This window comes from Mesorhizobium sp. B2-4-7, from assembly GCF_006442685.1.
GTDB lineage: Bacteria > Pseudomonadota > Alphaproteobacteria > Rhizobiales > Rhizobiaceae > Mesorhizobium.
Genome location: NZ_VFVH01000001.1, coordinates 213,875 through 238,516, shown reverse-complemented (window position 1 = coordinate 238,516; position 24,642 = coordinate 213,875). Strand labels below are relative to the sequence as shown.

The 24,642-nt window shown below is 63.4% G+C and carries 29 protein-coding genes and 1 riboswitch; of the genes, 15 read left to right on the top strand and 14 right to left on the bottom strand.

The features are described 5' to 3' along the window. Nucleotides 1–92 precede the first annotated feature (92 nt). From FJ946_RS01180 to FJ946_RS01155, 7 genes are all read left to right on the top strand, one after another. Entirely contained in the window at nucleotides 93–1,226 is a 1,134-nt protein-coding gene (locus tag FJ946_RS01180; RefSeq protein WP_140561880.1) for a metallophosphoesterase, read from the top strand. Between the two features lie 491 nt (nucleotides 1,227–1,717). Continuing rightward, entirely contained in the window at nucleotides 1,718–1,927 is a 210-nt protein-coding gene (locus tag FJ946_RS01175) for a cold-shock protein (RefSeq protein ID WP_010915421.1), read from the top strand. A gap of 334 nt (nucleotides 1,928–2,261) precedes the next feature. Then, the gene (locus tag FJ946_RS01170) at nucleotides 2,262–2,489 is read left to right on the top strand and encodes a hypothetical protein (protein ID WP_140515521.1); all 228 of its coding nucleotides are present in this window, start codon (nucleotides 2,262–2,264) and stop codon (nucleotides 2,487–2,489) included. Further along, nucleotides 2,489–2,893 carry a hypothetical protein gene (locus tag FJ946_RS01165; protein WP_140494290.1) on the top strand — a complete coding sequence of 135 codons (405 nt, stop codon included), beginning with the start codon at nucleotides 2,489–2,491 and terminating at the stop codon, nucleotides 2,891–2,893. The genes FJ946_RS01170 and FJ946_RS01165 overlap by 1 nt, the downstream gene beginning before the upstream one ends. A gap of 1 nt (nucleotide 2,894) precedes the next feature. Next, nucleotides 2,895–3,062 (top strand): hypothetical protein, encoded by a 168-nt coding sequence (locus FJ946_RS30640; RefSeq protein ID WP_181167560.1) that lies wholly within the window; start codon nucleotides 2,895–2,897, stop codon nucleotides 3,060–3,062. A gap of 4 nt (nucleotides 3,063–3,066) precedes the next feature. Next, nucleotides 3,067–3,450, top strand: a complete 384-nt coding sequence (locus FJ946_RS01160; RefSeq protein ID WP_140521623.1) for a YkgJ family cysteine cluster protein — start codon at nucleotides 3,067–3,069, stop codon at nucleotides 3,448–3,450. A 77-nt stretch (nucleotides 3,451–3,527) separates the two neighbouring features. Then, complete coding sequence (locus FJ946_RS01155; RefSeq protein WP_140494286.1) at nucleotides 3,528–4,139, top strand: LysE family translocator; 612 nt, start codon at nucleotides 3,528–3,530, stop codon at nucleotides 4,137–4,139. Between the two features lie 100 nt (nucleotides 4,140–4,239). Here FJ946_RS01155 and FJ946_RS01150 read toward each other — a convergent pair whose 3' ends face one another. The 4 genes from FJ946_RS01150 to FJ946_RS01135 all read right to left on the bottom strand — a co-directional run bounded on the left by FJ946_RS01150 (nucleotide 4,240) and on the right by FJ946_RS01135 (nucleotide 6,510). Next, nucleotides 4,240–4,518, bottom strand: coding sequence for a hypothetical protein (locus tag FJ946_RS01150; protein ID WP_140494284.1), 279 nt, complete (start codon nucleotides 4,516–4,518; stop codon nucleotides 4,240–4,242). A gap of 106 nt (nucleotides 4,519–4,624) precedes the next feature. Continuing rightward, on the bottom strand, nucleotides 4,625–4,999 hold the full coding sequence (locus FJ946_RS01145) for a nuclear transport factor 2 family protein (RefSeq protein WP_140494282.1): 375 nt from the start codon (nucleotides 4,997–4,999) through the stop codon (nucleotides 4,625–4,627). Between the two features lie 17 nt (nucleotides 5,000–5,016). Beyond that, a complete protein-coding gene (locus FJ946_RS01140; protein WP_140494280.1) occupies nucleotides 5,017–5,463 on the bottom strand; it encodes an OsmC family protein in 447 nt (148 codons plus the stop codon). 36 nt (nucleotides 5,464–5,499) lie between these two features. Continuing rightward, nucleotides 5,500–6,510, bottom strand: a complete 1,011-nt coding sequence (locus tag FJ946_RS01135; RefSeq protein WP_140565102.1) for an NAD(P)-dependent alcohol dehydrogenase — start codon at nucleotides 6,508–6,510, stop codon at nucleotides 5,500–5,502. A gap of 97 nt (nucleotides 6,511–6,607) precedes the next feature. Between FJ946_RS01135 and FJ946_RS01130 the strand changes: the two genes are divergently transcribed. Beyond that, entirely contained in the window at nucleotides 6,608–7,219 is a 612-nt protein-coding gene (locus FJ946_RS01130; RefSeq protein ID WP_140565104.1) for a TetR/AcrR family transcriptional regulator, read from the top strand. Between the two features lie 100 nt (nucleotides 7,220–7,319). Here FJ946_RS01130 and groL read toward each other — a convergent pair whose 3' ends face one another. The 3 genes from groL to FJ946_RS01115 all read right to left on the bottom strand — a co-directional run bounded on the left by groL (nucleotide 7,320) and on the right by FJ946_RS01115 (nucleotide 10,363). Continuing rightward, on the bottom strand, nucleotides 7,320–8,975 hold the full coding sequence (groL, locus tag FJ946_RS01125; protein WP_140494274.1) for a chaperonin GroEL: 1,656 nt from the start codon (nucleotides 8,973–8,975) through the stop codon (nucleotides 7,320–7,322). A gap of 69 nt (nucleotides 8,976–9,044) precedes the next feature. Further along, on the bottom strand, nucleotides 9,045–9,341 hold the full coding sequence (gene groES / locus FJ946_RS01120) for a co-chaperone GroES (RefSeq protein ID WP_006203049.1): 297 nt from the start codon (nucleotides 9,339–9,341) through the stop codon (nucleotides 9,045–9,047). A gap of 395 nt (nucleotides 9,342–9,736) precedes the next feature. Beyond that, the gene (locus FJ946_RS01115) at nucleotides 9,737–10,363 is read right to left on the bottom strand and encodes a TetR/AcrR family transcriptional regulator (protein ID WP_181167561.1); all 627 of its coding nucleotides are present in this window, start codon (nucleotides 10,361–10,363) and stop codon (nucleotides 9,737–9,739) included. A 126-nt stretch (nucleotides 10,364–10,489) separates the two neighbouring features. On the opposite strand from FJ946_RS01115, the gene FJ946_RS01110 reads away from it, so the two are divergent. From FJ946_RS01110 to FJ946_RS01100, 3 genes are read left to right on the top strand one after another with little or no spacing between them, the layout of a single operon-like run. Further along, entirely contained in the window at nucleotides 10,490–11,671 is a 1,182-nt protein-coding gene (locus FJ946_RS01110) for an MFS transporter (RefSeq protein WP_140515525.1), read from the top strand. Between the two features lie 12 nt (nucleotides 11,672–11,683). After that, nucleotides 11,684–12,976: a D-arabinono-1,4-lactone oxidase gene (locus FJ946_RS01105; RefSeq protein WP_140565106.1), complete on the top strand. Its 1,293-nt coding sequence runs from the start codon at nucleotides 11,684–11,686 to the stop codon at nucleotides 12,974–12,976. Beyond that, nucleotides 12,973–14,112: an alanine racemase gene (locus FJ946_RS01100; RefSeq protein WP_140565107.1), complete on the top strand. Its 1,140-nt coding sequence runs from the start codon at nucleotides 12,973–12,975 to the stop codon at nucleotides 14,110–14,112. Before FJ946_RS01105 ends, FJ946_RS01100 begins: the two co-directional genes overlap by 4 nt. A 138-nt stretch (nucleotides 14,113–14,250) precedes the next feature. On the opposite strand, the gene FJ946_RS01095 is transcribed toward FJ946_RS01100, so the two are convergent. The 7 genes from FJ946_RS01095 to FJ946_RS01065 all read right to left on the bottom strand — a co-directional run bounded on the left by FJ946_RS01095 (nucleotide 14,251) and on the right by FJ946_RS01065 (nucleotide 20,100). Continuing rightward, entirely contained in the window at nucleotides 14,251–14,706 is a 456-nt protein-coding gene (locus FJ946_RS01095) for a DUF2442 domain-containing protein (protein ID WP_181167562.1), read from the bottom strand. Continuing rightward, nucleotides 14,699–14,926: a DUF4160 domain-containing protein gene (locus tag FJ946_RS01090; protein WP_140494264.1), complete on the bottom strand. Its 228-nt coding sequence runs from the start codon at nucleotides 14,924–14,926 to the stop codon at nucleotides 14,699–14,701. Before FJ946_RS01090 ends, FJ946_RS01095 begins: the two co-directional genes overlap by 8 nt. Nucleotides 14,927–15,144: 218 nt before the next feature. Beyond that, nucleotides 15,145–16,188, bottom strand: a complete 1,044-nt coding sequence (locus tag FJ946_RS01085; protein WP_140565109.1) for an ABC transporter permease — start codon at nucleotides 16,186–16,188, stop codon at nucleotides 15,145–15,147. Beyond that, on the bottom strand, nucleotides 16,185–16,982 hold the full coding sequence (locus FJ946_RS01080; RefSeq protein WP_140560600.1) for an ATP-binding cassette domain-containing protein: 798 nt from the start codon (nucleotides 16,980–16,982) through the stop codon (nucleotides 16,185–16,187). The genes FJ946_RS01085 and FJ946_RS01080 overlap by 4 nt, the downstream gene beginning before the upstream one ends. 85 nt (nucleotides 16,983–17,067) lie before the next feature. Beyond that, nucleotides 17,068–18,075: a substrate-binding domain-containing protein gene (locus FJ946_RS01075; RefSeq protein WP_140565111.1), complete on the bottom strand. Its 1,008-nt coding sequence runs from the start codon at nucleotides 18,073–18,075 to the stop codon at nucleotides 17,068–17,070. 85 nt (nucleotides 18,076–18,160) lie between these two features. Continuing rightward, complete coding sequence (locus FJ946_RS01070; protein WP_210240086.1) at nucleotides 18,161–19,066, bottom strand: sugar phosphate isomerase/epimerase; 906 nt, start codon at nucleotides 19,064–19,066, stop codon at nucleotides 18,161–18,163. 2 nt (nucleotides 19,067–19,068) lie between these two features. Then, nucleotides 19,069–20,100, bottom strand: a complete 1,032-nt coding sequence (locus tag FJ946_RS01065; protein ID WP_140565114.1) for a Gfo/Idh/MocA family oxidoreductase — start codon at nucleotides 20,098–20,100, stop codon at nucleotides 19,069–19,071. Nucleotides 20,101–20,281: 181 nt separating this feature from the next. Between FJ946_RS01065 and FJ946_RS01060 the strand changes: the two genes are divergently transcribed. The 4 genes from FJ946_RS01060 (at nucleotide 20,282) to FJ946_RS01045 (ending at nucleotide 24,639) form a co-directional block, all read left to right on the top strand. Further along, complete coding sequence (locus FJ946_RS01060; RefSeq protein ID WP_140565116.1) at nucleotides 20,282–21,307, top strand: LacI family DNA-binding transcriptional regulator; 1,026 nt, start codon at nucleotides 20,282–20,284, stop codon at nucleotides 21,305–21,307. A 62-nt stretch (nucleotides 21,308–21,369) separates the two neighbouring features. Beyond that, a riboswitch (cobalamin riboswitch) is annotated at nucleotides 21,370–21,579 on the top strand. Between the two features lie 256 nt (nucleotides 21,580–21,835). Beyond that, complete coding sequence (locus FJ946_RS01055; protein WP_140557112.1) at nucleotides 21,836–22,624, top strand: ABC transporter ATP-binding protein; 789 nt, start codon at nucleotides 21,836–21,838, stop codon at nucleotides 22,622–22,624. Between the two features lie 39 nt (nucleotides 22,625–22,663). Further along, complete coding sequence (locus FJ946_RS01050) at nucleotides 22,664–23,611, top strand: ABC transporter substrate-binding protein (RefSeq protein ID WP_140565117.1); 948 nt, start codon at nucleotides 22,664–22,666, stop codon at nucleotides 23,609–23,611. Between the two features lie 8 nt (nucleotides 23,612–23,619). After that, nucleotides 23,620–24,639 (top strand): iron ABC transporter permease, encoded by a 1,020-nt coding sequence (locus tag FJ946_RS01045; RefSeq protein WP_181165125.1) that lies wholly within the window; start codon nucleotides 23,620–23,622, stop codon nucleotides 24,637–24,639. Nucleotides 24,640–24,642: the final 3 nt, after the last annotated feature.

The window sequence follows — 24,642 nt, the reverse complement described above, 5'->3', positions numbered from 1 at the left end:
CTACAACTCAGTTCCGTTCTGGGGGAGGGCAGCAGCCGTGGACCGGGCGCTGAACTTTACTGCTGACCGGTGTCCGTGCTGAACTTCAACCCATGATGAAGCGCTTCTCACCAAAATCGGTATCACGACGCCGTTTTCTGGCGCGGGCCGCCGGTCTTGCCACGGCCCTTGCGCTTCCACGCCCGGCGCTCGGCCAGACCGGGCAGCGCATTCAGCCTGTCGACGCCACCTTCCTGTTCATCGCCGATGTCCATGCCTGCCGCATGGCCAGCGGCTTGAGTCCCAATTGCCAGCAGGAAGGCAAGACCGACGCTGCCTTGCTGCGCAATGTGGCGGCTCTGAACGGCATTGGCGACAAGACATGGCCCGTCGAGATCGGCGGCGTCCCGACGGGCCTACGCTCCGCCGGCAGCCGAATCGGCACGCCGCTCGGCCTCGTCATCGGCGGCGACATGACCGACGATGGCGGTGGTCAGATCACCCAGCCGAGTGAAGGCACGCAATTGCTGCAATTCAGCCAGCGTTACCAGCAAGGCATGGGGCCTGACCGCGTGCATGTTCCAGTCTATGTCGGGCTCGGCAATCATGACCTCGACCAAAACGGCCCGCGGCATCACGTTGACTGGTACCGGCGCGAAATGCGCGACTATGTCGAAGTCAATCACCGTGCCGGCGTGTTCTTCAAGCCACCGGTTCCAGCCACCGACTACGATGTCGAGACCGACTGCTATGCGTGGGACTGGGGCGGGCTGCATCTCGTCCAGACCCACCGTTTCGCTGGCGACACCGGCCATGGCGCGGACAGCAGCCTGCCCTGGCTGAAGCAGGATCTGGCGACCTATGCGGCGGACGGCCGCCCGGTCATCCTGTTTCAGCATTATGGCTGGGATAATTTTTCGACTGGGCGATGGGATCCCGCCAAAAAGGCGTTCGACGACGACGGCAAGGGGCCGCCGCATTGGTGGAGCGATGCGGACCGTCAGGCACTGCTTGCGGCCCTGAAAGGCTACAACGTGATTGCCATCTTCCATGGCCATCAGCACGAGGTGCCGATGATCTATCAGCGCGACGGCCTTGATCTCTTCAAGCCAAAGGCGGCCTATATGGGCGGGTTCGCACTGGCGCGGGTCACCAATGATGGCATGGATGTCGTGCTGGGCGAAGCCAGCGACGATCACGGCGGGGTCACATTCACCAACGCCTTCAGCAAACCGTTCCAGACATGAAAGCCCGCGGCGGCCTTTTCGTCCCGGACGCTGACTGACGTCGACCTGGCAGTGCGCTCGGGCCTCGGCCTCCGCTACGAGATGCCGCCGATGATGACCGCCGCGATGTAGGGGCCGAAAGAAAACGCCCCTCGCACCTTTTATCGTGCGGGGGGCGTCTTTGCCGTTCGCTTTTCCTTCGATTGCTCTCGTGAATTGCTGACGACAACCATGAAACGTGCTTCGACCGAAATGGCTCCCGGCGCGTCCAGATTTTTTTAGGGCCGCTTTGTTCAGTGCCCGATTGGCGTGAACCGTCGCGGCGGGTGAGCCAAGAATTGACATGGCCGTTTAAATAGCTTACAAGACCTTTGTCGATATTTGTTGACTGACTTTTGTTATCCGCGCTTTGCAGCGCGCCTTTGACGAACTTCCCACATCAAAAATCGAGACAAACGACGTTGTGCATCCGCATGACGGCGAACGAGTATTTGCCATGGAAAGGGTTCGTCATGAGCACCGGCACAGTTAAATGGTTCAACGCCACCAAAGGTTTTGGTTTTATTCAGCCTGACGACGGCTCTGCCGACGTTTTCGTCCACATCTCGGCCGTAGAGCGCGCCGGCATGCGTGACATCGTCGAGGGCCAGAAGCTCGGCTACGAGATGGTCCGCGACAACAAGTCCGGCAAGATGTCGGCCGACCAGTTGAAGGCGGCCTGAAAAAGGATTCAGCCTTCCCGGTGACCACGGATGTACTGGCACTGGTGAATGGCGAATTCGGGCGCATGGCGGCGGAAACCTGAGTTTTCGCACGCTGCGTGCCGGAGCGTCCTGTGCGTCCACTGGATGCGCGACGCTCTCATGGAAGGTCAGGCGGTGCCTGGCCTTTTTCACTTTGTGGGTCTCGCCGCCGAAAATGCGCTGCGCGTCGGCCTGAACGTGCTAAGGGACGCTCCAGCAAGTTGAATCCGCCGCCCCAATGCTTTTGTGCGTGGGTCCTGACTGAAGACCGGTCTTGCCCTATCGGCACGAGACTCCTGACAGGAGAAAGATTTTGACCGCCAATTCGAAAACAGCTGCTGATCAGGCAGTGCCCTTGTTCAGCAAGACGCAAACCCAGTCGATGTCGCTCAACCGCATCATTTCCGAACGCGATGCCCTTACCCAGGCGCGTGAAGCCAAGACCGCGCGTTTGCGCGAACTGCGCCTGGAAAAAGAGGCAGATGAAATGGCTGCGGCGGCCGCACAGGCGGCGTTGCCGAAACGGGCCGGAAGACGCTGATGGCGACGAAGCGTGTGCCGGCGACACCAATCGCCGCTGATGCGACCATCGCCGATATGGTCGAAACATTGGACAAGCCAGTCGAATATGTCCGGCGTGTGCTGGAAAAACTCGAACGCTGCAAGCGCGTCCATGGCGATGCACAGGTGCGCGTCGGCGTGCGGGGCCGCGCCGAGTGCCCGAACTATTTGATCGAATATGTCCGCCAAGACGCCAAGACCCGCGAGCCGGTGACCCATCAGGACGCCGCCTACAGCGGCAGCACGCATCGCGAACTGGCGCCGCATCACATCGCGGAGGCGAGGAACTGGTCGCCTGAGGAAATGAACATAACGGCGGTTTCGGCCCTGATCGGCCGTTTGCGCAGTCCGCGCGCACCATCGCGCTTCGCCGACGAGGACTGAGATGGCCATAAAATTCTCCGCCAAGGACCAACCGCCGGCGCCCGCCGCCGCTGCAAAGCCAGTCAAGCCGGCTGCCGCGCCGAAGGCCGATGCAGCTGCCGAGGCCGCGACCGATCTATTCAAGTCGCCGGCCGAGGCGCCGTCGCGCAAGGCAGGCAAGAAGAAATAGCGCCTTGCCGCAAGACGCCGACCGCAATCCTGCTGCGCAGGGGCTGTTCAACCCGGTGGCCGCAGCCAGCCTTTCATCGTCGCAACGAGGCACCGTCCCGGCATTTGATTGCCAGAGCTGCGGCGCCTGTTGCTCCTACTCGGCCGAGTGGCCGCGCTTTTCCACCGAGGACGACGCGCACCTCGACCGTATCCCGGACAAGTATGTCGCGACCGATCTGTCGGGTATGCGTTGCGAGGGCCCGCGCTGTTCGGCCCTCTGTGGCGAAGTGGGCAAGGCAACCGCTTGCGGCATCTACGAGCTGCGCCCGGATGTCTGCCGCGCCTGCATGCCCGGCGACGAGGATTGCCTGATGGCGCGTCGGGCGCACGGGCTGCCTGTCCTCTGATCTGACGGCGCCGCGGCTTGTGCGCGGGGATTTCGCTGCTACGCTGCCCGCCGGGCAGCACAGCGGAGGACCAAATCGTGAGCATCGAATTCTTGTTGACGTCGCTGATCGTGGTGGCTTCGCCCGGCACCGGCGTCCTCTACACGCTGAGCGCCGGGCTTTCCCGCGGCGCCCGCGCCTCAATCGTCGCCGCTTTCGGCTGCACGCTCGGCATCATCCCGCATATGGCTGCCGCCATCACCGGCCTCGCCGCGCTCCTGCACACCAGCGCGGTCGCCTTCGAGACGCTGAAATATCTGGGCGTCGCCTACCTCCTTTACATGGCCTGGAACACGCTGAAGGAGAGGGGTGGTCTGAACGTCGAGGACAATGTCGCGCCGCGCTCCACCGGCAAGGTGATTGCGAGAGGCATCCTCGTCAATGTGCTCAACCCGAAGCTGTCGATCTTCTTCTTTGCCTTCCTGCCGCAGTTCGTCAGCACGACCGAGCCGCACGCGCTGTCGAAGATGCTGGAACTGAGCAGCGTCTTCATGCTTTTGACCTTCGTCATCTTCGTCGGCTATGGCATCTTCGCCGCCTCGATCCGCAGCCATGTCGCGTCGCGGCCGAGGGTGCTGACCTGGATGCGCCGCACGTTCGCCGGCGCTTTCGTCATGCTCGGCGCCAAGCTTGCGCTGGCGGACAGGTAGAATTCGTTCGCCTCGCCTTGGCACGAAATCGATGCCGAACAATGAGAAGGCGAGCCTTGGCCCGCCTTCTTTTGTTCTTCAACTCCGGACTAGCCGGCAATCATTTGTTCGCGCCGCCGAGCGCCTTCAATTTTTCGCAGAACGGGGCATACGGCTTGCTCATCGCCGCATCCTGACATTCCTTCATCATCATGGCTTGGTCGTCCTTGGACATTTTTGCCCAGGCGGCTTTCATCTCGGCGTCGGATTTCATCGTCTTCATGCTCGCATCGGTGAAGAACGGTTCCATCATCTTGGGCGAGTCGAGCGCTCCGGCAAGTGCCGTGCCGCTGAGAACGGTCAACGCGAGTGCTCCAAAGCAGGCGGTTCTGATGTTCATGACATTAGTCCTCCCTATGGTCTTTCTCGATCGTCGAATGGCGGTCGGACTCTATTCCTAGCACAAACCGATGTGTATTAGGAGTAACTCATATGGTGAAGCCGGCCTATCCCTTGACGTAGCCCATCGCCTCGACGATACGCCCGCCCTCGACGCGCATCAGATTGACGCCGCGCAGCGAATTGCCGTCCGCCATCCAGTAGCGCCAGCGGATCGTCGCCCGCTCGCCGGCGACGAAGGTCTCCTCGATGTCGAAGCGCGTGCCGGGCTGGGTCGCGATCGCCGTCCATAGCCCGACGCAGGCCGCCTTGCCGGCATGGCGCGCACCGTCCGGTGCCGGCACGGTGTTTTCAATCACGCAGTCCTCGCCCACCAACTCGGCAAGCGCCGACGGATCGTGCAACTGGAACACATCGTTGAAGCGCCGCATGATCTCGGCTGTCCGCCGCGACTCTGGATGACCGTCCATGATGCTGCTCATCTCGTACTTCTCCTGATTCATTGTTGCGCGGCGGTACCCACGAGGGTCGCCTTGAGGTTGATCTGGGCCACGCCGGCCAGCGCGCGCGAAACGAGACAGCTCGCCTTGGCGGACTGGGCAAGGCGCTCGAACTGGTCTTCGGCGAGCCCCGTGACCTCCACCGCCGTTTCAAGGTCGATGCGGGTGATGGTCGGCCCGGCCTCGGTCGCTCCGAGGTGCACCCTGGCGATGGTGCGGATGTCCCGGGGAACATGACCTCCCTGGCCAAGGATGAAGGTCAGCGCCATCGAGAAACAGCCGGCATGCGCGGCCGCGATCAGTTCTTCCGGGTTGGTGCCGGGGCCGTTCTCGAAACGCGACGGAAAGGAATAGGCGCCTTCGAACACACCGCTGCCGAGCCGCAGCCGGCCTGAACCTTCCCTCAGCGTGCCTTGCCACTCGGCCGAAGCTTCACGAATTGTCATTGCTGTTCTCCCTTCTGGTTCGATCGATATGAAAGATCAGGCTCCGTCGATGACGACCTTCCCGAAGACGTCGCCCTGCTGGAAATAGCGGTAGGCGTCGCGGGCCTCGGCGAAGGGGAAGACCTTGTCGATGACCGGTCTCAACCGGTGCGCCGAGACGGCGTTGAGCATCGTTTCGAGGTTTGCGCGGCTGCCGACGAACAGACGGCCGATTGTGACGAGGCTGCGCTGATAGACGGCGCCGGGGATCTGCACCGTTGCGCCCTTCGCATCCTGAATGGTGAGCAGCACGATGCGCCCATAAAGCGCGCTGGCGATCAGCGACTGCGCGAAGGTCGGCGGGCCGCCGGTTTCGACGGTAAGGTCGATACCGCCGGTTTCGCCACGCACCATCGCCCCCCATTCCGGCATGTCGGTCGAGGAGACGACGAGGTCGGCCCCCATCGCCCGCAGCTTGCCGACCTTCTCGGCGCGAGAGGTGACGGCGACGACGCGGCAGCCGAGCAGCTTGGCGAACTGCAACGCGAACAGCGAGACGCCGCCCGAGCCTATGACTAGAACCCATTGGCCGGGCTTGGGAATCTCCGCCCCGGTCAGTGCGTTCCAGGCTGTCAGGCCGGCGCAGCTCAGCGTTGCCGCCTCGCGCCAGTCGAGATGCTCGGGAACTCGCACCGCCCATTGCTCGTCAAGCACGGCGTACTCGCCGAGCATGCCATCCAGCGTGCAGCCGAGCTGGTCGATCAGTCCGGCATTGATGCGGCCATCGATCCAGCGGGCGAAATAGCTGCCGGTGACACGGTCGCCGACGGCAAAGCGTGTGACATCATCGCCGATGGCGACGACCTCGCCGGCGCCGTCGCTGAGCGGAACGATCCCGCGGCGCGGTGTCAGGGGGTAGGTGCCATTGAGGATCATCGTATCGCGTCGGTTGAGCGAGGTGGCGCGCACCCGCACCACGATCTCCTGGGGCCTTGGCTCCGGTCGCACCTCTTCCCGCATCACCAGACATTCGGTTCCGCCCAAACCCTCAAGACCATAGCTGCGCATTTCGGCTCTCGATTATATAGACTGATCTACATATTATGTAGACCAGTTGTCATATTTCTGGCAAGGCTTATAAGGATCTCTCCTGACAGAGGTTGACATGGCGAACGATACGAGAGCCCGCATACTCGAAACGACCGGATTGCTGCTCAGGCGGCGCGGCTATCACGGCACTTCGCTCAATGACATACTGAGCGCCAGCGGCGCCCCGCGCGGCTCGCTCTATTTCCACTTTCCCGGTGGCAAGGATCAACTGGTCGTCGAAGTGACGCGCGCCAGCGTGGCCGAGGTGACTGAGAGGCTTGGTGCCGAGCTGGCGGCGGAAAGCGATCCGGCGGTCGCCGTTCACCACATTTACCAGTCGGTCGCTCGCATGCTGGAGGACAACGAATTCTCGCTCGGCTGCCCGATCGCGCCGGTCGTGCTCGATGCGCCGAACGACGTGCCGGACTTGGAGGAAATCTGCCGCTCCGCTTTCGAGCAGTGGATCGGCCTGCTGCGCCAGGCGTTTGTCAGGGCAGGGGTGGTCGAGCGCCGCGCACGGGCGCTGGCGCTGTTGGTCGAGTCCTCGCTGGAAGGCCTGATGGTGATTGCCCGAGCCACCCGCGATCGCTCATCGATCAACGTCGTGGCCGATGAGGTGACTACCCTGATCGAGCAGGCAGTCCTCGCCGGCAAGGCGACGCGGCAAGCGGAGAGCACTGCTGTCTGACGCTGATTCCAACCGACTACGCTGAAGCAAGGCATGAATGTGCAAAGAAAAGGGCGGCATCGCTGCCGCCCTTTCCACATGCATAAAGCAGATGGCTGGATTAGAAGTCCATGCCGCCCATACCGCCCATGCCGCCGCCGCCCATGCCGCCAGGCATGCCGCCGCCAGCCGACTCCTTCTTCGGAGCCTCCGCGATCATGGCTTCGGTGGTGACCAGCAGGCCGGCGACCGAGGCCGCGTCCTGGAGAGCCGTACGCACGACCTTGACCGGATCGACGATACCCATGGCGATCATGTCGCCATATTCGCCGGTCTGGGCGTTGTAGCCGAAGGTCGCGCCCTTGTTCTCGAGGATCTTGCCAGCAACGATCGATGCTTCCGCACCGGCGTTGGCAGCGATCTGACGGGCCGGGGCCTGCAGTGCGCGGCGAACGATGTTGATGCCGGCGGCCTGGTCGGAGTTGACGCCGGTGGCCTTGAGGTTGCCCGAAGCGCGCAGCAGGGCCACGCCACCGCCGGCAACGATGCCTTCTTCTACGGCCGCGCGGGTCGCGTTGAGGGCGTCATCGACGCGGTCCTTCTTTTCCTTCACTTCCACTTCGGTCGCACCGCCGACGCGGATAACGGCAACACCGCCGGCGAGCTTGGCCAGACGCTCCTGCAGCTTCTCCTTGTCGTAGTCCGAGGTGGTCTCCTCGATCTGCTGCTTGATCTGGGCAACGCGGCCCTGGATCTCGGCCTTCTTGCCGGCGCCGTCGACGATGGTGGTGTTCTCCTTCGAGATCGACACCTTCTTGGCGCGGCCGAGCATGTTGAGGCCGACATTCTCGAGCTTGATGCCGAGGTCTTCGGAGATGACCTGGCCACCGGTGAGGATGGCGATGTCTTCCAGCATGGCCTTGCGGCGATCACCGAAGCCCGGAGCCTTGACGGCGGCGATCTTCAGGCCACCGCGCAGCTTGTTGACGACCAGCGTGGCCAGGGCCTCGCCTTCGACGTCTTCCGAGATGATGAGCAGCGGCTTGGAGGTCTGCACGACCGCTTCCAGGACCGGCAGCATGGCCTGCAGGTTGGAGAGCTTCTTCTCGTGCAGCAGGATGTAGGCGTCCTCGAGATCGGCAACCATCTTATCGGGGTTGGTGACGAAGTAGGGCGAGAGATAGCCGCGGTCGAACTGCATGCCTTCGACGACTTCCAGCTCGGTCTCGGCGGTCTTGGCTTCCTCGACGGTGATGACGCCTTCGTTGCCGACCTTCTGCATCGCTTCCGCGATCATCTTGCCGACCGACTCGTCGCCATTGGCCGAGATGGTGCCGACCTGGGCGACTTCCTCGGAGGTCTTGATCTTCTTGGCGGCCTTGCCGAGAGCTGCGACCACTTCGGTCACGGCCAGGTCGATGCCGCGCTTCAGGTCCATCGGGTTCATGCCGGCGGCAACCGCCTTGTGGCCTTCCTGGACGATCGACTGCGCCAGAACGGTCGCGGTCGTGGTGCCGTCGCCGGCGATGTCGTTGGTCTTCGAAGCGACTTCGCGGACCATCTGCGCGCCCATGTTCTCGAACTTGTCCTCAAGTTCGATTTCCTTGGCGACAGTGACGCCGTCCTTGGTGATGCGCGGTGCGCCGAACGACTTGTCGATGACGACGTTGCGGCCCTTGGGGCCGAGCGTGACCTTCACCGCGTCGGCGAGGATGTTGACGCCGCGCAGCATGCGCTCACGGGCGTCGCGGGAGAATTTTACGTCTTTGGCAGCCATGTTCAACTCCTGGCAGGGGCTCGGATCGAGCCCGAAGATTCAAGATTCAGTTGATGGAAAGGCCGATATTCAGCCGATGATGCCCATGATGTCGGATTCCTTCATGATCAGAAGGTCTTCGCCATTGAGCTTGACTTCGGTGCCCGACCACTTGCCGAACAGGATGCGGTCGCCAGCCTTGACGTCCAGGGGCACGAGCTTGCCAGCTTCGTCGCGGGCGCCGGAGCCGACGGCGATGATCTCGCCTTCCTGCGGCTTTTCCTTCGCCGTGTCGGGGATGATGATCCCGCCGGCGGTCTTGGATTCGGATTCGACCCGGCGTACAACCACGCGGTCATGAAGCGGGCGGAACTTCGACTTTGCCATGTTTTCTTCCTCGATGAGAACGGTGAGAAACAGTTCCTCCGTCCGGCGAAGCCGGACAATCTACAAAGCCCGGCGGTACCGGACCTGTGGTTAGCACTCACCCAGGGCGAGTGCTAACGTGGCGGTGAAATAGGCTGCTGGCTGGCGAGAGTCAAGGCGCGCGCGAGCGGGCAGCGGCGCGAAATTTTGTTTTCCGCGAAAGCCCGCTCGCAGAACGTGCCAGTTGCCGCTGGCCTTTCATGCGAAATGCGCCGGTTCCTCCCGCAATCGACGGCAAAACAAGGCGCGGAGGGGTGCTCTGCCGCTATCGGTCAGAGATCCTGCCGCCCGATACTTCGATACGCAAGACGTGTCGATGTCACGGGAGAGAGGGGCGCGAAAGCCGCCGCCGAAAACTACAGAAACAATCTCAGCTGCGTATGGATGATGGACCTGTAGTCGTCGATCGTGCGGCGGCCTTCCTTCTCGTCCTGCGTCAGCGCTAGCCGCACGACGCCGCCGGCAAGCTGGAAGATCAGGAACACCACGCGCGCGAAGTCTTCGCGCCGGTCGGGCCGCAGCATCGGAGCGACGTGGTCGCAGAACATCTTGGCCTGGTGCCTTGTCTCAGCAATGTCGAGGTTCTGCAGCGCCTTGTCGGCCTGTATCGCGTTCTGCAGATCCTGGATGGCCCGGTCGTCGGCCACGCGCCGGTAATAGTCCTCGATCATGCGGTCCGCGGCAGCCGTCACGTCCTCAAGCCCACTTATTTCGGCGATGATCTCGCCGAAGCGTGCGCGGCTTTCCTCCGAGAAGCGCTCATAGAGCATCGCCAGGATCGCCGATTTGTTGGGGAAATAATGGTAGACGGTGGCGATCGGTCCGCCCGCCAGTGCGCCCACTTCCTTCATCGTCACCGCGTCGATGCCTTTTTCGCCGATCAGCCGCATGGTCGTCGAAAGGATCGCGTCGATGCGTTCGCGGCTCCGCTCCTGCTTGGGCCTGCGCCTCGGCGCCGTCGCCATCCGCCTTGCTTCCGCCATGCGCCCAATCTCTCGCGAGAGCTTCAAAATTCCCGGTTGACAAGAAACATGATCAAGTATCAGTTTCGTAATGCTGACAAGTTGTCAGCTTTTTTATCGCACTGCAAGGACGTTGGGAGGCGCCTCGTGACTGCGACGCAAGCCGTACAAGCGGAAAATGGCGATTGGCTGGTCGGCAACCCGACCGGCGTCGAGCTCGGCTCCGCATTATGGATCGGCTCGGTCGGGCTGCTGATCCTCGGGCTTCAGCCCGTGCTGCTTGGCGCGCTCTACACCGAGGGCCATGTCAGCGGCGATGAACTGGCGCTGGTCGCCACGGCGGAGATGATCGCGATCGCCATCGGTTCAGCCGTGGTGGCGATGCTGCTTTCCGCGCGCAACATGCGCTGGAAAAGCGCCGTCCTTTTGATCCTGCTGGCCCTGGCGAATGTATGGACCGCCCATGCCGCAAGCGCCAATGCGTTGATCGCCGCCCGCGCCATCGCCGGGCTGGCTGAAGGTGGTCTGGTCGCGATCGCCACCGAACTGATCGCCCGTTCGCGCCGGGCGGAGCGCATCGGCGGCTATTTCGTGACGCTGCAGACCCTGGCGCAATGTGCGCTCGCTCTGCTTTTGGCACTCTATGTCATTCCCAAGGCGGGGTCGTCCGGCGGCTTCATCGTGCTTGCCGTCGTCTGCGTCGTTTCGCTGGCGGCCGCTTTCACCGTACCCGGTGACTACGCCGACCTGCCGAAAGAGGAGAACCTGGCCAATGTGCTGACGGTTCCGTCGATCACCGCGCTATTGTCGGTCTTCTGCTACTTCATGTTCTTCGGCGCGATCTGGGCCTTCCTGGAACCGCTCGGTGCGCAATATGGGATTGATAGCTGGACCGTCGGTCTGATCGTCTCGGCCAGCCTGGCGACGCAGGTCCTGGGCGCGATGACGGCGACCGTGTTCGAGGCGCGCATCGATTACCGCATTGCCATTACGGCCATCGGTGCCGTCGCGCTGGTCTCCTCCCTTGTTCTTGCCAGCGCACCTGGCCTGACGACATTCTGGATCGCCGCCTTGGTCATGGGCTTCATCCTGTTGTTCATCGTACCCTATCAGATCCGGCTGGCGATCACGGCGGACGAGACGCGTACCGCCGTGCTGCTGGTGCCGGCTGCACAGCTCTTCGGCCTGGCGATCGGGCCGGTCGCGGCGTCGCTGCTCATCAATGGCAAGGATTTCCGGCCCGTGCCGGAATTCGCCGCGGCAAGCGCGTTTGCCAGCGTGGCCCTGCTTGGCCTGTTCGTGGCCACTATGCGCCGTCGGCGCGTCTGACGGGACGGCTGGATGTCGACGATCACCGCGCGGAACTGGAGCAACTGGTCGGGCTTCGTGCGCGCCGAGCCGAAGCTGATCGCCACTCCAACCGACGCCGGCGAGCTTGCCGATCTGGTGCGCACGGCACCTGGGCCGCTGCGGGTGGCGGGTGCTGGCCACTCCTTCACGGCGCTGGTGGCATCGCAAGGCTCGATCGTTTCCCTGGAGAAGATCGAGGGGCTGGTCTCGCACGACATACAAAGCCATCGCGCGCGGGTGCGGGCAGGGACCCGGCTCGGCCCGCTAATGCACATGCTGCACGGCATCGGCCAGGGCCTGCCAAATATGGGCGACATCGACCGCCAGGCGATCGGCGGCGCGCTGGGCACCGCCACCCATGGTTCCGGGCTGACGCTGGGCGCTTATCACACCCAGTTGGAGACGGTGCAGATCGTGGACGGGCGGGGCGAGTTGCGCGAATTCGATCGGACCCGCGACCAGGATATGATCCATGCGATGGGGGTCGCTCTCGGCGCCTTCGGCATCTTGAGCGAAGTCACGCTGAACAACATCGCGACCTACCGGCTGCGCCGCCGCAAGTGGGTGCTGCCGATCGCCGACATGCTGCGCGATTTCGAGACGATGATGGCCGCGCACCGGTCGGCCGAATTCTACTACATCCCGTTTTCCGGCTACGCGCAGTTCATCGCCAGCGACCTCAGCGACGCGAACCCGACCACCAGGCCGACCGACGACGACGAGGCCGGCCTGGCGACGCTACGCAAGCTGAGCAGGGCGCTGCGCCGGCTGCCATGGCTGCGCCGCTCCTTGATCCGCGGCGCCGTGAAGAAAGTGCCGGCCGAGGATTATGTGCAGGACTGGCTCAACGTCTATGCCAGCGACCGGCAGACCAAGTTCAACGAGATGGAGTATCATCTGCCCTTCGAGGAGGGGCCGAAGGTGATCACGCAGATCATCGAGCTGACCGAGAAGCACTTTCCGGAAGTTTATTTTCCGATGGAGGTGCGCTCGGTGGCACCCGACATGTTCTGGCTTTCGCCCTTCTACAAGCGTCTGACCTGCTCGATCGCCATTCACCACGATGCCGCCAACGACCCTGAGCCCTTCATGCGGGCGGCCGAGCCGATCTTCCGCAGGCATGGCGGCCGGCCGCATTGGGGCAAGATGCACAGCCTAAAGGCGGCGGATCTCAAAAAGCTCTATCCGCGCTGGGATGATGCCATGGCCGTTCGGGGAGACATCGATCCCGAGAACCGTTTCGTCTCGCCCTACATGGCCGGCCTGTTCGGCATCGGCCAATGAGCGGCTATTTCACCGCGCTGTCGGATGCGTTGAGGGCGGCCGGCGTCTTTCAGCCTTGTCTCGTGCTCGACCGCGACCGGCTGGACCGCAACATCGACCTGGTGAAGCAGAGACTGGCGCCCGGCCTTGCCGTGCGGCTGGTCGACAAGTCGCTTGCTTGCCTGCCGCTGCTTTCGCACATCGCCGGGGCGCTCGGCACCCATCGCTTCATGACGTTTCAGCCGCCGATCACAAGGGCCGTGCTCGACGCTTTTCCCGATGCCGACATGCTCTACGGCAAGCCGATGCCGGTCGGCGCGGCAAGGCAGGCGATTTCAAGCAGTACCGCCGACTGGTCGCGTATCTGCTGGCTGATCGACAGCGAGGAGAGACTGGCGGAATACGGCGCTCTGGCCGCCGAACTGGACATCGGGTTGCGCATCGCTTTCGAGATCGATGTCGGGCTGCATCGGGGCGGGTTCCCGGAACCGCGCGCGCTGTCGAAGGCATTGAACGCGCTGCCCGCCCGGCTGCGCTGCGAAGGCGTCATGGCCTACGAGGCGCACGCGCCGCACATTCCCGGTCTGTTCGGCGGTCCCAAAAAGGCGCTGGCAGAGGCGTCGCAGCGGGCTGCGGCGTTCATCGCGGCTCTCGGCGAGGACCAGCGCCGAACACTGAACATCGGCGGCTCGAAGACGGCACTGCTTCACCATGGCGGCATGGCCAACGAAGTGTCGATCGGGTCGGCCTTCGTGCTGCCCGGGGATTTCGACACGCCCGGCCTCGACGGCTTCCAGTCCGCGGCCTTCATCGCCACGCCTATCCTCAAGGTGGTCGAGCCGATGCTGCCAGGCCCGCCGGCGGTCACCCGCCTGCTGCAGACGGTCGGCCGGTTTCCGCGCAAGGGTTGCTATCTCTATGGCGGCAAATGGATGGCCGAACCGGTGTTTCCCGAAGGCATGGAGACCAATGGCCTGCTTGGCCTTTCCTCGAACCAGCAATTCATGGGCCTGCCCGGCGATGCCACCACCAGGTCAGGCGACTACGCCTTCCTGCGTCCGACGCAAAGCGAGGCGGTGCTGCAGCAGTTCGGATCGATCGCGGTTTTTTCGGGCGACAGGCTCGTGGACCGCTGGCCCGCGCTGCCAATGGGGTAGGCATGGTGCCTCGTTACGATGAGTCCAAACCAGACGCTTCGATGTAACAGACCGACCGTCAACCCAAAGCCACGATGCGCCGGCGACCAGCAGCCGCATGCTTGGAACAGTCAGCGAGCCTATCCGCCTCCAGACGGGTCATCGTTGACCGGCCTTCTCGGCGAGATATCGAGTAGCCAACGCGATTGAATTGGGGATAGGTGTCGATCCTCTATAGTTGGCAATTTGGCGCCTGGAGATTTCCAACTGGAGCGCCATCCCCTCAAGCGAGAATTTCAGCAGATCGTCCATGATATGGCGGAATTCCCGGTTCTCCATACCAATTGAGGGCAGGGTATCGATCCATTCGGCTGTCAACTCGACTCCCCCGTCCCACTCGATTGCATTGCCGTCTTCGTTAACCCGCATGGTTCCAAACAGCTCGTCATTGTCGCGAAGCGGAATGAAGTGTCGATGGCTATTCAATACTGGATTCAGGTCAACCGTATTGGAGCGGCCGTCTCGCCAGGTGATGCGCACGCGGCGGCCATCAATCATGGTGACCGAGGCGATCCTGGGGAGCGGATTGCCGACTGTTACGATGTCGTCAACCATTGAGGCGGGTCCATTCATTGCGCAACTCCTCTTCATGCGAGTTAGCCCAAGCGATTACGGCATCGAGGTCTTTGCGACGCATTTGGCCACGCAACACGTTCCATGAGCCAATCCTGATCAGGACTTCATACTCACCCTTCAACGCGTGAAAGTGAGGCGGGTTATGGTCATCCGCAAAGACCTGAATCTTGATGCCGTCGAGAACCTTCAAAGTGGGCATGTGGCTGTTCCATCGCGCCAAATTTAATGCAGAGGGTGCACTAAATCAAGCGAAAGTGCACTGGGTGCACCAAAGCGTCGCATTTCATCAGTTTGATCGATATTGCGCGTGACGTAAATCGACGACCCCGGCCCTGCGTTCTCGTCCGCGCGGCCGCCGTTGTAGCTACCGGATTGAGCTCGGACGGTCGCGCCGAACGGCCGGCCTTGGGTAGCGTTTCAGCGGTAGCGCGCCTGGTTCCAGCGGTGGCCAAGCAGCGACAGGATGATGATCAGCCCGTTGAAGAACTGCACATAGAAGCCGCTGAGGCCGGCAGCGACGACGCCGGTCTGGATGAACGCCACCGTCAGCGCGCCGATAGCGCCGCCAAACACGGTACCGATGCCGCCCCAGGTCGGCGTGCCGCCGACGAACACCGAAGCCAGCACCGGCAACAGATAGCCGTCGCCGGCGGTTGGCCACCAGGTGAAGTTGATCATCGTCGAGAAGGTGCCGCCGATCGCGGCCCCGATGCCGACGAAGACGAACACCTTGACCTTCACCCGCTTGACGTCGATGCCCATCTGCTGGGCGCTGTCGGGATTGTCGCCGACCACCTTCACCTGCGCGCCGAAGCGGTGGCGGTTGTAGAGCAGCGCGGCGAACACGACGAAGGCGAGCGCCCACAGGATCTGTACCGGAATCCCGTAAACCTGGCTGGAGAAGATCGTATAGGTCCAGCTTTGCCCGAGCGTCGGCAGCGCGGTCGACTTGCCTTCGTTGATGATCTGGATCAGCCCGCGCAGCAGGAAGTTCATGCCGAGCGTGGCGATCAGCGACGACAGGCTGCCATAGACGACCAGCACGCCGACCAGGAAGCCGAGCAGCATGCCGGTGGCGAGTGCTGCGACGATGCCGAGGAAGGGATCGTAGCCGGCCTGAACGACCAGCGCGAAAACCCAGGAGGCAAAACCCATCGTCGCCGGAAACGACAGGTCGATTTCGCCGGCGGTAACGACAAAGACCAGCGGCACGACCACGAACAGCGCCACCGGCAGCGTGGTCAGCACCGAGCTGTAGAGGAACCAGGTGGTGAACACCGTCGGATTGGCGATGGTGAAGGCGACCATCATCACCACGAAAACGCCGAGCGTGCCCAGCGCCGCGCGATTGTCGAGAACGAAGCCGCGCAGCAAATGATCCGACGGGTGCTTCCACGCCGCTTCGCCCATTTCGGTATGGGGCGAGGGAGCCTGGCGATTGGGCTCGGCGATGTTGCTCATGGCCTTGTGTCCTCCGCGCGCTGGGCTTCGCCCAAGCCGGGCAGTCCGCCGGGATGCGCGAGGTCTTCCATGAAATTGACGAGCGTGTCGGCCGACTTGATGTCGCGCTTGTCGGCCTGCAGCGCCACAGTGCCACGATCGAGCACGACGAAACGGTCGGCGATGTCGAAGACATGGTGGATGTTGTGGCCGATGAACAGGATCGAGCGCCCGCTCGCCCGCACCTGGCGCACGAAGTGGAAGACCTTGGCGGTTTCGGTCAGCGACAGAGCCGTTGTCGGCTCGTCGAGGATGATCAGGTCGGCCTGCTTGTAGATGGCGCGCGCGATCGCCACGCCCTGGCGCTCGCCGCCGGAAAGCTGGCCGACGACGGACTGCGGCGTGAACACTTTCGAAGTGAAGCCGATCTCGCGCATAAGCCGGCTCGCCTCCCTGATTTCGGTGCCGACTTTCAGCCAGCCGAGGAAGCCGGTGAGTTCGCGTCCCATGAAGATATTGCGCACGATGGTCTGCTGCACGGCCAGCGCCCGGTCCTGGAACACGGTCTCGATGCCGGCGTCGCGCGAGCGCGCCGCGTTCCAGCCGGTGACCGGCTTGCCGCGAACGAGGATCTCGCCGTTGGTCGGCTTGACCGCGCCGGCGAGGATCTTGATCAGCGTCGACTTGCCGGCGCCATTGTCGCCGATCAGTCCGACCACCTCGCCGCGGTCGACGCTGAGATTGACCCCGCCAAGCGCGTAAACCTGGCCGTAGGATTTCGTGATGTCGCGCAGTTCGATGATGCGTTCGGCCATCGGGTCCTCGCTTGCTTGTCGCATGCCGGGCCTCGCCGGCGGTCCCGCCGGCCGGGCCTGAGCCCCCGGCCGGCGGCTTGGGAGGTCAGCGCAGTGCCTGCTTGGCCAGTTCGGCGACGATCTTGTAATTCTCAGGCGTGACGAAGCCGGCGCCGGTATCGACATTCATCGGTGCCAGCCCCAGCACCACTTGCTGGCAGAGGCTGAGGATCGGCAGATAGCCCTGCATGAACGGCTGCTGATCGGCGGTCAGCTGCACCCAGCCGCCCTTGAAGGCCTCGACGATCTGCGGGCTGGTGTCGAAGCCGAAATTGAAGATGTCGCCCGGCTTCCGGCCCGCCGCCGTCATATAGGTCTGGACGTTGCCGAGCATCTGTCCGCCGGGGTAGCCGACGGCCTTTACGCCGGGGTTGTTGAGCAAGGCGGCGGTGATCACCGGGATCGCCAGATTCGGATCGGCCGCCCATTCGGTTGCGGAATTGATTTGAACGACATCGATGCCGGCCTCTTTCAAGGCGGAGACGGTTCCTCGCTCGCGGGCGCCGCGGCTCTCATTCTCGAACGGGCCGATCATGATTGCCTTGTCACCGGCCTTGAGCTTGGCCAGCTTGAAGGCTTCCGCGCCGAGCGCGCGGCCCTGCTGTTCCTGCTGCGCGCCGACATAGCCGCCGCCGAAGGCCGTCACCACCGTCGGCACCGGCACGTTCTGGTACATCATCTTGATGCCGTCCTTATGCGCTTGTTCGGCCAGCGGCATGATGGCGGCGTCGCCGGGGTGGCCCATCATGGCAATACCGTTGGGCTTGACGGCGACCGCCTCGCGCAGCTGCTGGACCATTTTTTCGATGTCCCAGCCTGAGAAGATGTAATCCACTTTCGGTCCGAGATCGGCCGCAGCCTGCTTGGCGCCATTGTAGACAATGGTGCCGAAAGCGTCGCCCTCGGCGCCGCCGACGAAGAAACGGATGTGGACGTCCTTGCACCATTGCGCGTCGAGCGCCTGTGCCGGCAAGGTGGAGATGGCGGCGGCGAGCGCCGTGGCGGTCGCCACCACGGTCGTGCGCAGAAGTGTCGTTCTCTTGGCGATGCTCATGCACGTTCCTCCCTTTTGTCCTCGCGAGCGAGGGTTTCGACATCTGCTTCGGCAATCCCGTCCGGCTCCTCCCGCCGGCCAATCCTCACGTCGGGTTCGGCAGGTAGCTCAGGCCTCCCCTGCATTGCTGGAGGTATTCCAGCGCGCGGACCTGGCCTGTCATTTCAAGATCGTCGCGATAGACCGGGTCGTGCCAACCTTCAATGTCGATGGCGCCCTTGTATCCGGCCAGCCGCAATTCGCTGATCACCCGCGTCCAGTCGCTGTCGCCGAAGCCGGGCGTGCGCATCTGCACGAAGGGCAGGCGGCCGAAGACGCCGTGCTCGCGTATGACATCCCAGCGCACCGTCGCGTCCTTGCCGTGGATATGGAAGATGCGCGGCGCCCATTTGCGGATCTGCGGGATCGGGTCGATCAGATAGACCAACTGATGGCAGGGCTCCCATTCCAGACCCAGATTCTCATCCGGCAATTCGTTGAACATCAGCTCCCAGGCGTCCGGATTATGGGCGATGTTCCAGTCGCCGGCGGCCCAGTTGCCATCCATGGCGCAATTCTCGAAGGCGATGCGCACGCCCTTGTCGGCCGCGCGTTTGGCCAATTCGCCCCAGACTTCGCGGTAGCGCGGCAGGCTGTCGGTCAGCTGCTTGCCGCGGATGCGGCCGGTAAAACCGCTGACCAGATTGGTGCCGAACAGATGCGCGCTGTCGATCACCGTTTCCCAGGCCTTGAGCACGCCGCGGTCGGTGTCGCCGCTCTCGAGTGGATTGCCGAACACGCCGATCGAGCTGACGCTGACATCGGCATCGCCGATGGCGTCGCGGATCTCGCCGGCGAGCCGCCCTAGGTCCTTGCCGCCCAGCGTCTGCCAGAAGAAGGGCTGGACGCTCTCGAAACCGAGCGGCAGGATCTGCCTGACATAGGCGGCCGGATCTTCGAGATTGGCCCGCACCATGGTGCCGATCCTGATGTCGAGAAGCGGGTCCGCCATGGTCATCCTTCCTGCCTGGGGATTTCGATCCGGCGCCCGGTCTCGGCGCTTTCGATCGCCGCGAAAACCATGGCCAGGCTCTTGATATTGTCGGCGCCGCGCGTCTCCGGCTCGGTGCCGGTTTCCACGGCGCGGACGAAATCTTCCATGACGCCGAGATGCCCGCCGATGCGGTCGGCAGGGTCGAGCGGCGGCACCGCTACCGGCACGACCTTGTCGAGCAGGCCTTCGCGTTCCGGCAACACGGCTTCGGCCTTCAACTCGTCATGACCATCCCAGGTCAGGCTGCCGCGTTCGCCGACGATGCGCCAACTGCCTTCCCAACTGGTGCGGAAACCGTCGGCGCACCAACTGCCGCGATAGGTGAACATCTTGCCCTGGCCGAGCTCGAAGGTGGCGCTTGCGGACGATCCCTGCCGGTACCAGGAATTGGCCGGCTCCCATTCCCGGCAATACACTTCGGTCGGCTCGCCATCGACCATGTAGCGGGCGGCGTCGAATGTATGGATCGCCATGTCGAGCAGCAGCACATGGCGCATGCCTTCGCGGAAACCGCCGAAATGCGGCGCAATGAAAAAATCGGCATGGATGCTGGTCGCAGCGCCGATGGCGCCGGAGCCGAGGAAGCGCCGGATGCGCCGGACGTTGGCGACGTAGCGGCGGTTCTGCACCACGGCATGGACGCGCCGGGCGCGCCGCGCATCGTCGATGATGGCGCGCGCATTGTCCGGGCTGTCGGCCAGCGGCTTTTCCGTCAACAGATGACAGCCATGGGCAAAGGCCGAATTCGCCACGGCGCGACGGGCGGCAGGCACGACCACGTCGAACACCGCATCGGGTCTGGTCTGGGAGAGAACGACGTCGAGATCGGTCCCGATCGCGACCCCGGCGAGGTCGTATTCGCGTGCCCGCTGGCGCGCCCTGTCGGCGTCGAGGTCGACGAGACCGACGATCTTGACGGCAGGGGATTGGCTGATGGCCTCGAGCCAGGTTTTGCTCATGGCTCCGCACCCGACCAGGACGACGTGCATCATCCAGCGCTCCTCCGGCCAACCCCTCCTGGCTGGCACCCACGGCAGTCCGTAAATGACTTCCGTAAACGTTTACGATGACACACCCGATGGCATATATTGTCAATCGGATTTGTACCGTCGGCTCTGAAACGCCTTGGCCGCACGACCGGCTGGTGCTAGCCAGAAGCAGGAGGGGGAGGTCTTGGCGTCCAGCATTCACGATCTTGCGCGGCACCTGAACATTTCGATCGGTACGGTCTCGCGCGCGCTTAACGGGCGCGCCGACGTGAACGCCGAGACACGCCAGCGCGTGCTCGAGGCGGCCCGGAAGCTCAATTATTCACCGAACCACTCGGGCAGGAACCTACGCCGCGGCACCACCCATGCCGTGGCTTTCATGCTGCAGCCGCATCCGGGCGACCAGCAGTATGGCGAGCCGTTCTTCATTCCGTTCCTCACCGGACTGCAAGCGACATTGGCCGAGTGCGGGCTGGACCTGATCATCGTCATGGGCGCGCCGGCGGATTATCAACAGGAGCGGCTGCGCCGCGTCGTCGAGACGCGTCGTGCCGATGCCGTCGTACTGGCCTGGACGCGGCGCGAGGACGATCGCATCGACTATCTGAGCAAGGCCGGCTTTCCCTTCGCGACGCTCGGCCGAAGCCGGTCCGGCGACGACAGCTATCCCTCTCTGGATCTGGATTTCGAGAAGGCGGGCGCCGATGCGGTCGACCGGCTGGTTGCGCGTGGCCACCGCCGCATCGCCGCCATCCGGCCGTCGCTTGACCTGAATTTCGGTTATCTGTTTCTGGAGGGTTATTGCAAGGCGCTGCGGCGGCACCGCATCGAAGTCGATCCCGGCCTGATTGTGGACGGTTTTATCAACGAAGCCGGTGGCTACGCGGTGACACCGCAAGTCATGCGGTCGAAGGATCCGCCGACCGCGATTATCTTCAACAACGACTCGATGGCGCTCGGCGGCTGCAAAGCGCTCGCCGAAATGGGGATCAAGCCCGGGCAGGATGTCGCGGTGATCGTCATCGTCGACACGCCGCTCTGCCGTTATTTCTCGCCGGCGCTGACCGGCTTTCGTCCGAGCCTTGACCCGATGGGGCGGCGGCTCGGCGAAATCCTGCTCGCCTCGCTCCCGGCTTTCGCCGGCGCGAAAGGGCCAGAGATCATTCGCGAGGTCTGGCCGCTGGAACTGGTGGCGCGCGATAGTGATTGACCACACGTTTGTATCGTTATAACAGAACATGCATCGACCTTGCCTCGACGCTGCCTGCATCCTAGGCTGCGACTCGTGATGGTCCCCGCGCCGCAAGGCGAGGGGTGAAAAGGGAACATGGTGAGGCCCGATTTTCGGGTCGAAGCCATGGCTGCCCCCGCAACTGTAAGCGGCGAGCAAAATCCGAGAAGCCACTGGCCGGCAAGGCTGGGAAGGCAGGATGGCGCAACGACCCGCGAGCCAGGAGACCTGCCATCTGCATGGGTTGACCGGACGGGGTGTGCCGGGAGGAGACGCGGGGTTCGGTCTTGTCGACCGGTTCAAGCCAGCTTCCTTCCGTCGCCATTTTTGAAAGTGACGGAAGTTGGACGGCTCCATCGATCGCATTCACTGCATTCCCATGCATCGCATCATCGTGTGCACGCTTTGCCGCGATATCGCCACCGAGGTGAATTCAGGCCAGCGTCCGGCAGGATTGGCAAGCAAGACGCTGGCCCGTATTCCGGCAGGCCCTGCAAGGAATTGCCCATGACCGCGCCGCTTCTCGAGGCCCGCGACCTGGCCGCGGCGGCGGATGGCCTGCATCTGGTGCATCCGGTCAGCCTTTCGGTGGCGGCGGGCGACCGTCTCGCCATCATCGGTCCCAACGGCGCCGGCAAGACGACATTGCTGCGCATGCTGTCGGGCATGCTGCGGCCGAGTTCGGGCGAAGTGAAGCTCACCGGGCGCCTGCTGGACAGGATTTCGACCGCCGAGCGGGCGCTGCACATCGCCGTCGTCGGCCAGACCGATCAACCGGATCCACGGCTGGCGGTGATCGATTATGTCGAGCTCGGCCGGGTTCCGCATACCGGCCGCAGGCACAGGAGCGAGGAACGCGACATTGTCGTCGAGGCGCTGCGTCGGACCGGGCTGTTGCCGCTGCTTGGCCGCACCATCGGCTCGCTGTCGGGCGGCGAGCGCCAGCGCGCCCAGCTTGCCCGCGCCATCGCACAGGAGCCGAAGATCCTGTTCCTCGACGAGCCGACCAACCATCTCGACCCGCGGGCGCGCAGCGAGTTGCTCGAACTGGTTGCAGGCCTCGGCATGACCGTGATCGCGGTGCTGCACGATCTGGCGCTGGTGACGCCTTTCGCCACCAGGGTCGCGGTGATGAGCCATGGCCGGTTGCATGTGCTGGCGCCGCCACGCGAAGCACTCACTCAGCAGCTGATCCGCGAGATCTTCGGTGTCGACGTCTTTAGGTTGCGCCACCCGACGGAGGACCGCGAGCTGACGGTGTTCGAGGTTCCGAACCGTGCCGCGCCATCTTCGTGAGCGCAGATCCAATTCCCGTGCAACGAAGGAGCAACATCCGTGAAACGCCTTGCCGTATCTCTTGCCTTCTCCCTGCTGGCCTCTACGGCCTTCGCCTTTCCGGTGACGGTCGACAGCTGCGGCAAGTCGCTGACCTTCGACGCGCCTCCAAAGCGCGCTGTCATTCACGATCTCAACATGGCCGAGATGGCCTTCGCCCTGAAGCTGCAGCCGTCGATCGTCGGCCTGACCGGCATCACCGGATGGTACAAGGTCGGCCCCGAATTCAAGGCCGAGCAAGGCTCGATCCCGGAACTGGCGCCCAAATATCCGACGCTGGAAAACCTGGTCGCTGTCGAGCCCGACTTCTTCTTCGCCGGTTGGTACTACGGCATGAAGCCGGGCGGCGAGGTGACGCCCGATACGCTGGCGCAACACGGCATCAAGACCCTGGTGCTGACGGAAAGCTGCGTCCATCTCGACAAGAACCGCCCCGCCGCTTCGATGGACCTGCTCTATGGCGATGTCGAGAAGCTGGGCAAGATCTTCGGCAAGGAGGCCGAAGCGGATAAGCTCGTCTCCGGCTGGAAGGCGCAGCTCGCCGAAATCACGGCCAAGGTCGGCGCCCGCAGGGGAACGCGCGTGTTCCTCTATGATTCCGGCGAGGACAAGCCGTTCACATCAGGCAAGTTCGCCATTCCCAACGCCATGATTTCCGCGGCCGGCGGCGACAACATCATGGCCGACATGGACACCAGCTGGGGCAACACGGATTGGGAGACGGTGGCCTCGCGCAATCCGCAATTCCTCATCCTGCTCGACTATCAGGATGGCGGCGGCTACCGGAAGCTGCTCGATTTCCTGAAAGCGCATCCGGCAATGAAGGAGACGGACGCGGTCAGGAACGAACGCTTCGCGGCGCTTCGCTATGCCGAACTGACACCCGGGCCGGCCAATATCGACGCGATCGGCAAGATTGCCAGGGCGATGCATCCGGAAGCGTTTTAACCGGGAACATGACTTTGCGGCACAAGGCATTCCTATTGGCCATGACGGCGGCGGCGTTGGCAATCGCCGCGTTCGCGCTGCTGTCGATCGCCTATGGCTCGACGATGATTCCGTTGGGCGACGTCGTTGCAGCACTTGGCCATGCGATCGGATTGAAGGGGCATGACGTGTCCGGCCCGGTCGGCAGGATCGTCGTCGACCTCAGATTGCCGCGCATAATCCTGGCCATCTGTGTCGGCGGCGGCCTGGGCGTGGTCGGCGCGCTGTTACAGACGGTGACGCGCAACGATCTTGCCGATCCGTTCCTGTTCGGCCTCTCGTCGGGAGCCGCCGCCGGCGCTGTCTCCGTCATCACCGTCTTCGGCGACAGTTTCGGGATCTGGACGCTACCGATCGCTGCGTTCACCGGCGGTATTCTGGCGGCTTGCGTTGTGCTTTTGCTGGTTGCGCGGGTGAGGGGACAAGGCCCCGAACGGCTGATCCTCGCCGGACTTGCGGTCTCCTTCATGTTCACCGCATTGACCAATTACCTGGTCTTTGCCGGTGACCAGCGCGCCGCCCATTCGGTGCTGTTCTGGACGATGGGCGGGCTCGGCCTTGCGCGGTGGGACAATATCTGGCTGGGTGCGCTTGGGGCCGGCACGATTGCGGCGTACGGGCTGTGGAATCATCGCCGGCTGGACGCTTTCCTGGCCGGCGAAAATGCCGCCGAAAGTCTTGGCGTGCCGGTGGCGCGAATGCGACGGACGACGTTTCTGGTCGCCGCTTTTTCGACCGCGATCCTGGTTTCGGTCGCTGGCGTCATCGGCTTCGTCGGCCTCATGATCCCGCATCTGTCGCGGCCGCTGGCCGGCGCGCTGCATCTGCGCCTGATCGTAAGTTGCGCGCTGTTCGGGGCGGTGCTGTTGCTGGCAAGCGACCTTCTGGCGCGCACATTGCTGCCGCCGCAGGAACTGCCGATCGGCATCATCACCAGCTCGCTCGGCGCCTTCTTCGTTGTCACCATGCTGATCCGCAACCGCTTGTAATGG